At 52.4% G+C, this 13,884-nt stretch carries 8 protein-coding genes; 4 read left to right on the top strand and 4 right to left on the bottom strand.

What is annotated here, in order from left to right; translation table 11 throughout:
• Nucleotides 1–115: 115 nt before the first annotated feature.
• From BMI79_RS04535 to nagE, 4 genes are all read right to left on the bottom strand, one after another.
• Complete coding sequence (locus BMI79_RS04535) at nt 116–2,779, bottom strand: beta-N-acetylhexosaminidase (protein WP_076940826.1); 2,664 nt, start codon at nt 2,777–2,779, stop codon at nt 116–118.
• Between the two features lie 192 nt (nt 2,780–2,971).
• Nucleotides 2,972–4,417 carry a chitoporin ChiP gene (gene chiP, locus BMI79_RS04530; RefSeq protein WP_076940824.1) on the bottom strand — a complete coding sequence of 482 codons (1,446 nt, stop codon included), beginning with the start codon at nt 4,415–4,417 and terminating at the stop codon, nt 2,972–2,974.
• A 718-nt stretch (nt 4,418–5,135) separates the two neighbouring features.
• Nucleotides 5,136–6,800 (bottom strand): glutamine--tRNA ligase, encoded by a 1,665-nt coding sequence (gene glnS / locus BMI79_RS04525; protein ID WP_076940822.1) that lies wholly within the window; start codon nt 6,798–6,800, stop codon nt 5,136–5,138.
• Nucleotides 6,801–6,989: 189 nt separating this feature from the next.
• Complete coding sequence (gene nagE, locus BMI79_RS04520) at nt 6,990–9,026, bottom strand: N-acetylglucosamine-specific PTS transporter subunit IIBC (protein ID WP_076940820.1); 2,037 nt, start codon at nt 9,024–9,026, stop codon at nt 6,990–6,992.
• Between the two features lie 381 nt (nt 9,027–9,407).
• Between nagE and nagB the strand changes: the two genes are divergently transcribed.
• The 4 genes from nagB (at nt 9,408) to BMI79_RS04500 (ending at nt 13,687) form a co-directional block, all read left to right on the top strand.
• On the top strand, nt 9,408–10,208 hold the full coding sequence (nagB, locus tag BMI79_RS04515) for a glucosamine-6-phosphate deaminase (RefSeq protein ID WP_076940819.1): 801 nt from the start codon (nt 9,408–9,410) through the stop codon (nt 10,206–10,208).
• A 17-nt stretch (nt 10,209–10,225) separates the two neighbouring features.
• Entirely contained in the window at nt 10,226–11,380 is a 1,155-nt protein-coding gene (gene nagA, locus BMI79_RS04510) for an N-acetylglucosamine-6-phosphate deacetylase (RefSeq protein WP_076940817.1), read from the top strand.
• Nucleotides 11,381–11,591: 211 nt separating this feature from the next.
• A complete protein-coding gene (gene nagC, locus BMI79_RS04505) occupies nt 11,592–12,812 on the top strand; it encodes a DNA-binding transcriptional regulator NagC (protein WP_076940815.1) in 1,221 nt (406 codons plus the stop codon).
• 122 nt (nt 12,813–12,934) lie between these two features.
• On the top strand, nt 12,935–13,687 hold the full coding sequence (locus tag BMI79_RS04500; protein WP_076940813.1) for an HAD-IIA family hydrolase: 753 nt from the start codon (nt 12,935–12,937) through the stop codon (nt 13,685–13,687).
• Nucleotides 13,688–13,884: the final 197 nt, after the last annotated feature.

Genomic DNA, 13,884 nt, shown 5'->3' with positions numbered 1-13,884 from the left:
CCCGGACCTGCCGGGGAAAAACAACGGCTAAATATAACTCACTAGCAACACTTCTTTCAGACACAGGACACATTTACAGCCCATCCGCCGACACACAGATGGGCTGTTTTTTAGCTTAGGCTTTTACTGGCTCAGCACGGCTGAAGCGTTTACCATCTGGGCTGATTGCACGAACTTGAACATCATCCGCTACGGCCGGGCGTGCACGATCGTCGTAACGCTGCCACTGTTTGCCACCGTCGGTAGAATATTCAATCCCTAGGCCTGGCAGGGCGATATTGGCCTCCAGCTTACCATCGACAATGCGTGCCCCTGGGACTGGCAGACGGTAGCTCACGCCACCTTTATCCAGCTTGGCCAGTTCACGTTGCCCGATCAGGTTGGCAAAACGCAGCCAATCCTTCTCCAAGGTCTTGGTATCGACCTGGTGGGTTTCGCCGCCTTTATACTCACGACCCGCTTTATAATCCTGCTCCCAACTCGCACGGTGCCAGGCACGTTCTGCGACAGACAGCGCACGTGGGAAGATCATGTATTCCATTTGCGGATCGGTACGCACAACCTCACTCCACAGCTGGGCGGAGAGACCATAGGCACCCGGCCACGGTTTGTCGCTCTTGGCGCTGAAGTGGTTGCCATCTCGGTCAACCGAAGTTTCAGCATTTTGCGGCAGGTTGTTTGGCGCAAAGCTGAAGATCTTCTGCTCATCGCTGAAACGCGTGCCCCAGTAGTAACCATGCTCGTCTGGGGTCACTTCATACGGGAAGTCCATATAGACATAGTCCGGGTTAGAGATCACCACGTCATAGCCTTTGTTCGCCCAGTCGTTAGCCGAGTCGAAACCGCCCCAGTACAGGGTATCCCAGAAGTTCACCGCAACATTCTTGGTGGCGAAGGCTTTTGAGTCTTTGGCATCTTTCAGGCCATCCTGCCACGCCTGCATTCTGTCAATGCCGTGCGCTTTCACCAGTTGGCTGACCTCCAGGCCGAAGTAGCTTGGCAAGTGTTCCATATCTTCCACTTTGCCTTCTTTAACGATCGCCTGACAAACCTGAGACTTGGCCCATGGTTTGTCTTCTTTGCTCAGATCAAGAATGCCCTTGCCCGCTTCCGGCTTCTTCACGTCGGTATAACCGGCACCTAAGCGGATGTTTTTCGCTTCATCGCCACCAAAATGCCAGGTTTGCAGCGGCTGACCGGCTTCTTTGTGCATCTGGGCAACTTCGCCAATCACCTTATCTACAAAGTTCTTGGATGAATCCAGACACGGGTTCAGATAGCTTTGGCGGTTAAAATACTGCACCGAGGTGGTATTAGAGGTATCGGTCGGATCCACCAGACGGAACTCATTCGCCTCTTTCTCTTTGCCTTCAGCCAGCAGTTTCTTGTAGCGCGCTTCCATGGAAACAATCGCTGCACGGGCGTGCGCAGGCATGTCGATCTCAGGGATCACTTCAATCTGGCGTGCCTGAGCATATTTAACGATGTCGATATAATCCTGACGGGAGAAGAACCCACCGTGCGGCTCTGGGCCTGAACCGTATTGCGGCAGCAGACAGGTGGTTTCACTCAGATCGTGGCAGCGCTGCCCCCCCACCGCGGTCAGTTCCGGTAAGCCTGGGATCTCGATACGCCAGCCTTCATCGTCCGTCAGGTGGAAGTGGAATTTGTTCAGCTTATAGGCCGCCATCTGATCCAGCAGGCGCAGCACCGCATCTTTATGGTGGAAGTTACGCGCCACATCCAAGAAGATGCCGCGGTACTGGAAGCGCGGTGCATCTTTGGCATCCAATGTGGCGATCTTCTTGCTGCCATCAGACGGGATCAGCGACAGGATAGATTGCAGGCCATAGAACACCCCTGCCTGATCGAAACCGGTAACCACCGCCCCTTTCTCACCAATCTTCAGTTGGTAAGCGCCAGAAACGGCCAGATCGCCTTTAAATGCCCCCGGCTGAATATCGGTTTTGATCGGATAACCGCCAGCATGGTTTGCCACACCCAACAGTTCAAAACGCTGGGTTGCCGCATCAGCCACCGGTTTGGTCAAAGCGCTCAGATCCAGCGCCACGCCTTTGCTCAGATCAACATCCTGTTTATGAACGTTAACCTCCATCGGCGTAGGGATGATCTGGCCGCGCAATGCCGCCGCTGGCAGCACTTTCAGATCCTGGTTCTTGGTGAAACGGCTTTCAGGCACCATCAGAATATTATGGTCATCCTTGGTGCGTTTCCACTGGTCACCGGTAAATGGCGCAACAAACTGGTGCACATCTTCGGTATCGGTATTCGCCAGAATCTTCGGCTTGGCATCGCCAGAAGTGGCATACCAGCGCGGCAGGAAGTCAGTGCGGAACACTTGCCAGTATTCAGCAATAATCGGAATTTCAACCGCCTGATTAGCCGGGAAGCTGTTAAATTTATCGGTAGGTTCCAGCTTGTACAGATCGCCGGTGATATGGGTAATCTTGAACTGCTCATTATCCACTTTCAGCGTCTGGCGTGGGCTGTGGAAATAAATCGCCCAGTCTTTATCCTTGATTTCCTGCCCTGCGTTGGTCAGGGTAATCAACACCTTATTACATGATGCCCAATCAGCCCCCAACTTGGCGCAATCGACGCCATTATCCGCAGCACGATTGTCCTGCATCTTCAAATTCACTTTTAACTGGCTAAGTTGATCAACCACCTGCTGGTTAGCCATAGCTGAGCCCACACTACCAAATAGCCCGACGGTAGCGGTCAGGGCTGCAAGAGCACTCATCTTGAACTTGTTCATCTTCAACCTCTTCGGTTATCAGTCATTATTATCGCGAATCTCTATGCAGAGTTTGCCGCTGCGCGCCGTCTGAAAGCATTTCTGCTCTGGCTACGACGAGTAACAATGGGCGCTGGATCAGGCCACAGCAGCCAATAATGAGACTCGCGTTAAAGCGTTATTTCCCCGGCAGCATTGCCGCCGGGGAAAGCATTAGAAGATCGTGAATGGCGCAATAACGATGAACTTAACGTCTTTTTCATCCTGGAAAACGTTACCGAAGCCACCACTCCAGCTAGGCAGATCGGAATGGTTGTTGTATTGCGTGAAGTGCAGCTTGAAGGATGTGCCTTTAGCACGGCCGTCCTGCAGGGTATACATGGCATCCAGGCTGTAAGCGCTCTCACGCAGACGCTGGCTCTGATCGTAAATCGGGTTGGAGCTTGGCTTCGCATCCCAGGCATAAACATAAGAGGCACCGACAGACATACCAGCCAGATCCCATTTGCTCAGGTCATACACCACGCCGCCGTAAACCGCTTTTTCGCCGTTGGCGTTGAAGTCGGAACGGTTATCCCACCAGATATCGAGACGGCCGTTAGAAGAGGCGTAAGTCGGGGTCATACGCTGCAGGAAATAACCCTGGTTACCCTCCGCTTTAACCATGGTGCCTTCGAGACGCCAGTTGAACTGGCCGGTGGTATAACCGAAGGTCAACGCTTGCAACCATGCCAGGCCGTCGTAGATGCTGTTTGGATCGTTCTGGTTGCTGATACGATCTTCAGCTCCGTAGAACTGATAGCTGGTGGTCAACGGGCTGCCCGCCACATCAAATTTGTAGGAAGCCTTGGTGAAATACTGATTCACGTAGCCTTGTGCCTGACCGAAAGCGGCTTCCAGCACCAGATCGTTTTTGAAGTCGTATTTAGCGCCCAGCGAGTGCAGGTAGGAAACGCTGGTTTTTCTGTCATTCTGACGGAAATCATCCATCTCCAGGTGCCAAGGCGCTTTGTACTTGTCAGTCCACATGTAGGAGAAGCTCAGAGCACCGGAATCACCGTAGTCAAAGTGAGCCCCCGCTTCAGCCCCTTGGTAAGTGCCCGGCATAAAGCTCCAGTGTGGTGCAAGCAGCGTTTGCCCACTTGGCTGGATGTAACCCGCACGAGCCCACATCGGGCCGTATTTGAATTTACCGGCGGCTTTATACAGACTGATGCCGCTTTTATCACCTGAGTAGTCTTCATCATAGGTACGGTTACGGCTAGAGAAGGCGATTTCATTAGGGTGACCACTTTCTTTGGATTCGGCGATTTCAATGGCGCTGAAGGCCCCAACATCCAGGCCGAACATATCCATGGCATAGCCGGAGGTAAAATCCAGGCTCAGGTTGGCTGTGGCGTGCGACAAGTTGGTAGTATAAGAGTTGTAGTTAGGGTTCTTCACCGTCACTTTCGTGCCATCGGGTAAGGTTTCTTCTTTCGTTTCGTTGAGATCTTTGCGATCGCGTTGACGTTGCCAGTAATAAACCCCACCGGTCATCGTTGAATCATCGATAAACCCTGCCGCTTGCGCTTCAGGCGCCATAGCAAACCCGGTTCCTAACAAAGCACCCGCGATAGCGAGTACCAGCGTTTTACGCTGAGCACCATGCGTACCCATATGAAAATTCCTCTTTGACTTGACTTTAAAAGTGCGTCCGCCGGTATTCACCACAGCCCTGCGCGAACGCTAATAAAAACCCAATCGGGTAAAAATTCTGCTGGTAGGAGAAAATTCCATTCAGCTTTATTGCTATCGCTAGACTATTTTTCGCGACGCGAATTATCAAATGAAAAGTGAGAGAGAATTGTCAAAGTATGACAAAGAGCACATATCGATGAGATTTTGTTACATGAATCAGCAATCTTCCTTTTTTGAATAAAAAATTCAATAAAATCAGAATAATTGTCGATATCTCAGTAAATCCCTCGAGACAAGAAAGGTTTCAGCCTGAAAAAAACAATTACTTATAGAAAAAATGAGAGCGCTCTATAAATGATATTAATTCGCATCGCGAATATATAACAAAAAGTTATTTCGGCAGTACAAAATATCAATACAGGAATGATTTGCAGAGAGAAACGAGAAAAAAAGCCACGTTATAGGCAAAAAAGAAAGGTTGCAAAAGGAGGTGTCGGAGATGAAAAGTCGGATCAGTTAAAAAATAAAAAAAGCGCAACTTGAGCTGTAATACCAATCGGTTAAGCGCAAAACTGCATAATCCCGCCGCCCTTGCCAAAGGAGTCGCTCCCTCTCCCTAAGGAGAGGGAACTGGTTAGTCTTAACTAACAAGCATTACAGCCTGAGCTGCGCTCCACGCCGAAGCGTGAATGAGCGTTTACTCGCCCGTTTTAGCCCAGGTATCGCGCAGGCCTACGGTGCGGTTAAACACCAGTTTCTCAGATGAAGAGTAGCGGTTATCTGCGCAGAAATAGCCTTCACGCTCAAACTGATAGGCTTTCTCTGGCTGTGCTGCCGCCAGGCTCGGCTCGACAAAGCCGTGCTTAATCACCAACGATTCCGGGTTGATGGTCGACAGGAAGTCTTCTGCCGCTGCCGGGTTCGCCACGCTGAACAGGCGATCGTACAGGCGGATTTCCGCAGGCAGTGCATGTGCTACAGACACCCAGTGGATCACGCCCTTCACCTTGCGGCCGTCGGCCGGATCCTTGCTCAGTGTCTCAGGATCGTAAGTACAGAAGATGGTGGTGATTTCCCCCGCTGCATCTTTCTCAATGCGCTCGGCCTTAATCACATAGGCATTACGCAGACGCACTTCTTTACCCAGCACCAGGCGCTTGTACTGCTTGTTCGCCTCTTCACGGAAATCGGCACGATCGATGTACACTTCACGGCTGAATGGCACTTCGCGGCTGCCCATTTCCGGCTTGTTCGGATGATTAGGCATGGTGACCCTCTGTACATCATCCGTCATGTTTTCAATGATGACTTTCACCGGATCCAGCACGGCCATGGCCCGTGGGGCATTCTCATTGAGATCGTCACGAATGCAGGACTCCAACGCCATCATCTCAACGTTATTGTCTTGTTTGGTCACACCAATACGCTGGCAGAACTCGCGGATAGAGGCTGCGGTATAACCGCGGCGACGCAGACCGGAAACGGTCGGCATACGCGGATCGTCCCAGCCTTCCACCACTTTCTCGCTCACCAGCAGGCTCAGCTTACGCTTTGACATGATGGCGTACTCAAGGTTGAGACGCGAGAACTCATACTGGCGTGGATGGCAAGCAATAGTGATGTTATCCAACACCCAGTCATACAGGCGGCGGTTGTCCTGGAACTCCAGCGTACACAGCGAATGGGTGATCCCTTCCAGCGCATCGGAAATGCAGTGGGTGAAATCGTACATCGGGTAGATGCACCATTTGTTGCCGGTCTGATGGTGCTCAGCAAACTTGATACGGTAGATCACCGGATCGCGCATCACGATGAACGGTGAAGCCATGTCGATTTTGGCACGCAGACACATGCTGCCCTCGGCAAACTCGCCGTTACGCATCTTTTCAAACAACGCCAGGTTCTCTTCCACCGAGCGGTTACGGTAAGGGCTGTCCTTACCTGGCGCGGTCAGGGTGCCGCGATATTCACGGATCTGCTCAGGCGTCAGTTCATCGACATAGGCCAAGCCTTTGCCGATCAGTTCAACCGCATACTGGTACAGTTGATCAAAATAATCCGAAGAGTAACGAACGTTGCCACTCCACTTGAACCCCAACCACTCCACGTCGTGTTTGATCGAATCAACATATTCGATGTCTTCTTTTGCCGGGTTGGTATCATCAAAACGCAGGTTACACTTACCTTGGTAATCCTGCGCAATGCCAAAGTTCAGGCAGATGGATTTCGCATGGCCGATGTGCAGATAGCCGTTCGGCTCTGGAGGGAAGCGGGTCTGTACTGACGTATGCTTCCCAGATGCCAGATCTTCATCAATGATCTGGCGGATAAAATTGGTTGGGCGGGCTTCTGCCTCACTCATGTCATTATTCCTCTAATGCAAAGCGCTACACATAACCGCCTATGTTCCAACAAGCCACGTCCGGAAACAACCGTTAGTTTCACGAAAATAAGCCGCACCGTACAAAAACAAAAAAGCGGGAAAAGATCGCTCTTTTCCCGCCAAGGTTACGGCTCGTTTACCCCCCGAAATAACTCGGGGGAAACAGGCTTACTTTTGAATCTCGAACAGCTTGGTCTGGCCAGCCACCACGTGGCCGGTTGCCAACGCCGTCAGACCTGCATAATCATCGGCATTACTGACCACAACCGGGCTAATCATTGAGCGTGCATTGGCATTCAGGTATTCCAGATCCATTTCCAGAATCGGCTGACCTGCTTTCACTTCTGCCCCCTCTTCCACCAGGCGTTTAAAGCCCTGGCCATTCAGCGCAACGGTGTCGATACCCATGTGCACCACAATTTCCGCACCTTTGTCCGTTTCCAGGCAGAAAGCATGGTTGGTGTTGAAAATTTTCACCACGGTGCCATCGGCTGGCGCAACAACAGTCTTGTCGGTTGGGCGAATCGCCACACCGTCACCCACCGCCTTGCTGGCAAAGGCTTCGTCCGGTACCTGATCCAACGCGACGACGTCACCGGTTACTGGTGCCACCAGCACTTGGAAAGACGCTTTCGGTGCATTAGGCACGGCCTGCGGCTTCACTTCTGCAGCAGCAACTGCGGCAGGAGCAGCCGTGGCAGCAACCGGGCCTGCAGCCACGATGTTACGCATTGCGCTGGCAATCAGTTCGGCACGGGTGCCGACGATAACCTGCACGCTTTGCTTGTTCAGACGGATCACACCGGAAGCACCCAGACGTTTGGCAACGGCATCGTTAACCAACGCAGAGTCCTTCACGTTCAGGCGCAGGCGGGTAATACAGGCATCAATACCGGTCAGGTTGTCGGAACCACCGATAGCGCCGATATAGCGACGAGCCAGCGTTGTGGTTTCGCTTTCTTCTTTACCTGAGTCGCTGTTCACATTCACGTCATAACCGTCGGTTTCGTCACCGGCAACCGCCAGTTCACGGCCTGGAGTCATCAGGTTGAATTTGCTGATGATGAAACGGAACACCACGTAGTAGATAACGAAGAACACCAGGCCTTGCAGGATCAGCATATACCACTGGGTGGCCAACGGGTTACGCGTTGAAAGCACCATATCCACCAGACCGGCACTGAAGCCAAAACCGGCAATCCACTGCATACTGGCGGCGATGAAGACGGAAATACCGGTCAGCACGGCGTGGATCACGTACAGTACCGGAGCCACGAACATGAAGGAGAACTCCAGCGGCTCGGTGATACCGGTAAAGAAGGCCGCAAAGGCCCCTGCCAGCATAATCCCCAGCACTTTAGCTTTGTTCTCTGGACGAGCGCAGTGATAAATCGCCAGTGCCGCCCCCGGCAAGCCGAACATCATGATTGGGAAGAAACCAGCCTGATAACGCCCGGTGATACCGACGATGCCCTTACCAGATTCGATGGACTGCTGCCCACCCAGGAAGTTAGGGATGTCGTTGATACCGGCAACGTCGAACCAGAATACGGAGTTCAGCGCGTGGTGCAGGCCCACCGGAATTAACAAACGGTTGAAAAACGCGTAGATACCCGCGCCAACGGAACCCAGTTTCTGGATGTGCTCACCAAAGTTCACCAGGCCGCTGAAGACTACCGGCCAGATGTACATCATGATGAAAGCCACCAGAATCATCAGGAAGGAGATCAGGATCGGCACCAGGCGACGGCCACTGAAGAACGACAGCGCCTTCGGCAGCTCAACGCCGCTGAAACGGTTGTAAACCTCAGCTGAGATGATACCGACCAGAATACCGACGAACTGGTTCTGAATTTTGCCGAACGCAGCAGGCACCTGATCGACCGGGATTTTCTGGATCATGGCCACCGCACCCGGCGAACAGAGGGTAGTTAACACTAGGAAACCAACAAAACCGGTCAGCGCAGCGGCACCGTCTTTGTCTTTTGACATACCATAGGCCACACCCACGGCGAACAGCACTGCCATGTTGTCGATGATGGCCGCACCGGATTTGATAAACAATGCTGCCAGAGCGTTATCTCCGCCCCAACTCACAGGATCAATCCAGTACCCGACGCCCATCAAGATGGCGGCGGCAGGTAACGTGGCGACCGGAACCATCAAGGCCCGGCCTACCTTTTGCAAATAACTAAGAATGTTCACCTTTTCCCCCTATTCGTCCGCGGACGGACCCTATTGGTAGTTTATTGAGAATAACTCACTACCTTTTAGAAATTAAATAACGCCTGGCACGTAACAGATGGTATCCCACTGAGCTGAATGCTGGGATACAGTCTCTTCATGCGGAGTGTAAAAAAATTATTTCGTATCGCAAATTAAAACCTCATTTTTTGTGAGTTACATCACCAAAAAGCAGTCTTAAGCTGCCACATTGCTAGCCATCGCACAAAACTTATTTTATCATTCAAAAAATCAAAGGGCGCTGGCGTTTAACGCGAGCTTCGCAAAGCTGGGTTACGCTTAAGGTTCCAGCTCTGACCCCGTCACAGTATAGCCACAGTTTATTTTACCAAGAGGTGTATGATGAGACTTATCCCACTGAAAGATACTGCACAAGTCGGCAAATGGGCTGCACGCCACATCGTTCAACGCATCAACGCATTCCAACCAACGGCCGATCGCCCGTTTGTGCTCGGCCTACCAACCGGTGGTACCCCACTTGAAGCCTACAAGCATCTGATTGCCATGCATAAAGCAGGTGAAGTCAGCTTCAAGCACGTGGTAACCTTCAACATGGACGAATATGTTGGCTTGCCGCAGGAGCACCCTGAAAGCTATCACACCTTTATGTACAGCAACTTCTTTAACCACGTTGATATCCCGAGCGAAAATATCAACCTGCTGAACGGCAACGCGCCAGATGTGGATGAAGAGTGCCGCCAGTACGAAGCCAAGATCAAGTCCTACGGTAAAGTTCACCTGTTCATGGGCGGTGTGGGGGTCGATGGGCACATTGCGTTCAACGAACCGGCCTCTTCCCTGGCTTCACGCACCCGTATCAAAACGCTGACGGAAGAAACCCGCGTTGCCAACTCCCGCTTCTTTGGCGGCGACGTCAGCCAGGTACCGAAATACGCCCTGACCGTGGGCGTCGGCACGCTGCTGGACGCGGAAGAAGTGATGATTCTAGTCACCGGCCGTGGCAAAGCGCAGGCTCTGGAAGCCGCCGTTGAAGGCTGCGTCAACCACATGTGGACCATCAGTTGCCTGCAGTTGCACGCGAAATCCATCGTGGTCTGCGATGAGCCTTCCACTATGGAGCTGAAGGTGAAAACCGTTAAATATTTCCGTGAATTAGAAGCGGAAAGCGTTAATAGTCTTTAATTTTTGCAGGGGGCTACATGTTCGCTTTAACCCAATGCCGGATTTTTACCGGCCTAGACGTGCTTGATGACCACGCGGTAGTAATTGCTGATGGTCTGATTGAACGAGTCTGCCCACTGGCTGAGTTGCCTGCTGGCATTGAAACGCGCGATCTGGGTGGCGCCATCCTAGCCCCCGGTTTTATTGACGTTCAGCTTAATGGTTGTGGCGGTGTGCAATTCAATGACTCGCTGGAAGCCATCTCGGAAACCACGCTGGAAATCATGCAGCGTGCCAACGAGAAATCGGGCTGCACCAGCTATCTGCCGACGCTGATCACCTGCAGCGACGATTTTATGAAGCACGGCATCAACGTGATGCGCGCTTACTTGAAAAACAATCCGAATCAGGCGCTTGGCCTGCATCTGGAAGGGCCATACCTGAGTCCGGTCAAGAAAGGGACTCACAACCCGGCGTTTATCCGCAAACCAACCAGCGAGATGATCGACTACTTGTGTGCCAACGCAGACGTGATCAGCAAAGTGACGCTGGCACCGGAAATGGTTGAGCCTCATTTCATCAAGCAACTGAGCGATGCCGGTATCGTGGTTTCCGCTGGCCACTCAAACGCCACCTACGATCAGGCACGTATCGGTTTCGGCGCGGGGATTACCTTCGCCACGCATCTGTACAACGCCATGCCATACATTACCGGGCGTGAACCCGGCCTGATGGGGGCAATTTTTGACACGCCAGAAGTCTACACCGGCATTATTGCCGATGGCCATCACGTCGCCTGGGCGAGTATCCGTAACGCCAAACGGGTAAAAGGTGATAAATTGGTACTGGTCACCGACGCCACCGCCCCAGCAGGCGCGAAGATTGATCAATTTATTTTTGCTGGCAAAACAATATACTATCGCGATGGCTTATGCGTTGATGAAAACGGCACCCTGAGTGGTTCCGCACTGACCATGATCGAAGCGGTGCAGAACAGCGTGGAGCACGTGGGAATTGCACTGGACGAAGCGCTGCGCATGGCGACGCTGTACCCAGCGCGCGCCATTGGTGTAGCACAACGCTTAGGTACGATTGAGGCTGGGAAGGTAGCAAACCTGACCGCATTTACCCGTGATTATAAGATCACCACGACCTTCGTTAACGGTAACGAGGTTTATACCCCGCTTACTTGAAGCCGCAGCGTTGTTGGCTGCGGGCAGTTACTCGGCTCATCCATGAGTCTCGCCCCTTTGGGGCCGCTGCAAGCAGCGTTCAACTCTGCTCCTGGCAGAGTTGTCACCCCAGTCAATAGCTATCTATGCTCCTGGGGACTCGCGCCCTTGCCGCGTAGCTGCAACTCCAAGTCATGTGGGTATCATTCACAGACAAAGAGTAAAATTATTGATGAGCACTGGCGGACAGGCACAAATAGGGAACGTTGACTTAGTCAAACAACTCAACGGCGCGGCAGTTTACCGTTTGATCGACCAACAAGGCCCGATCTCGCGGATTCAGATTGCTGAACTCAGCCAGCTAGCCCCCGCCAGCGTCACTAAAATTACTCGCCAACTGTTGGAGCGCGGGCTGATCAAAGAAGTCGATCAGCAAGCCTCCACCGGTGGCCGCCGTGCTATTTCCATTGTTTCTGAAACCCGCCAGTTCCACACCGTCGCCGTGCGCCTTGGCCGCCATGACGCCACCATTACGCTGTACGACATGAGTGGTAAATCGCTGGGTGAGGAACACTACCCTCTGCCGGAACGCACCCAGGAGACACTGGAAAACGCACTGTTCAATGCTATTGAGCAATTTATCGAAAATTACCAGCGCAAGCTGCGTGAACTGATCGCCATCGCCGTAATTCTGCCTGGCCTGGTCGCTCCAGCCAAGGGCGTGGTGCACTATATGCCGCACATCAGCGTCAATAACTGGACGCTGGTCGATAATCTTCAGCAACGTTTCAACGTCACCAGTTTTGTCGGCCATGATATTCGCAGCCTGGCACTGGCGGAACATTACTTCGGTGCTACCCGTGACTGTGAAGACTCCATTCTGGTGCGCCTGCACCGCGGCACCGGCGCGGGGATTATCGTTAACGGCCAAATATTCCTGAGTAATAACGGCAACGTAGGTGAGATCGGCCATATTCAGATCGATCCCCTCGGTGAACGCTGCCACTGCGGCAACTTTGGCTGCCTGGAAACCGTCGCAGCCAACGCGGCGATTGAGCAGCGCGTGCGCCATTTGCTGACGCAGGGCTACCCAAGCAAATTAACCTTAGACGACTGTAATATTGCGGCGATCTGCAAAGCGGCCAACCGTGGCGATCTGCTGGCAAGCGAAGTGATCGAGCACGTCGGCCACTATCTCGGTAAAGCGGTGGCGATCGCTATCAACCTGTTCAACCCGCAAAAAGTGGTAATTGCCGGTGAAATCACCGAAGCCGACAAGGTGTTGTTGCCAGCGATCCAAGGCTGCATCAATACGCAGGCGCTGAAGGATTTCCGTAAAAATCTGCCGGTGGTTACCTCTGAACTCAATCATCGCTCGGCGATCGGTGCTTTCGCGCTGGTCAAACGGGCCATGCTTAATGGTGTGCTGTTACAGCGGCTGTTGGAAAGCTAAATTCCCCCCGGCACTAGTGCTAGCTGCGCATTTTGCCTGCAACTCTACCTAAAAGATTTCAAGTTACTGCCAATCCTGCAGTAACTTGAAAGGCAAAAGGTCAATCATGAGAAACAGCAACAATGATGATTAAAAACGTAATATGTGACATCGACGGCGTGCTGATGCACGACAATACCGCTGTTCCGGGCGCAGACCAGTTTCTGGCTCGCATTCAGGAGCAGAGAATGCCACTGGTTATGCTGACCAACTACCCGTCGCAAACCGCGCAGGATCTGGTCAACCGCTTTGCCGCTGCCGGGCTGGAGGTGCCAGAAAGCGCGTTTTATACCTCAGCCATGGCCACTGCAGATTTTCTACGCCGCCAGGAAGGCAAAAAAGCCTACGTGATTGGTGAAGGTGCACTGATTCACGAACTGTATAAAGCCGGCTTTACCATTACCGATATCAACCCGGACTTCGTTATCGTCGGTGAAACCCGCTCATACAACTGGGATATGATGCATAAAGCGGCCTACTTCGTGAATAACGGCGCACGTTTTATCGCTACTAACCCAGATACCCACGGCCACGGATTTGTTCCAGCCTGCGGGGCGCTGTGTGCGCCGATCGAAAAGATCACTGGCCGCCAACCGTTTTACGTGGGCAAACCGAGCCCTTGGATTATCCGCGCAGCGCTGAACAAATTGCAGGCCCACTCTGAAGAAACCGTGATTGTCGGTGATAACCTGCGCACCGACATTTTGGCCGGTTTCCAGGCCGGGCTGGAAACCATTCTGGTGCTGACGGGTGTTTCTAACTTGGACGATGTCGAAACCATGCCGTTCCGCCCGAGCCATATCTTCCCTTCAGTGGCGGATATCAATATCTTTTGATCCTCAGGGCGGCGCTCTCAGCCGCTCTATTATTATCCAGCGTGTAAAAAATCAATTAATAACCTCAGATTATTTTCAACGTGAAATTTATTTATCTGTGAAGAATAAAGCTTTCATCTTCAGCAGATAAAAAACCGGCATGCTAGTTTCATGCCCGATAACGTTATTCGCGGCATGTTAACCATACCCAAAATAAT

The sequence above is a fragment of the Serratia oryzae genome, from assembly GCF_001976145.1.
Taxonomy (GTDB): domain Bacteria; phylum Pseudomonadota; class Gammaproteobacteria; order Enterobacterales; family Enterobacteriaceae; genus Chania; species Chania oryzae.
Note: the sequence above shows the minus strand (reverse complement) of the source record. Positions and strands in the feature narration are given on the sequence as shown.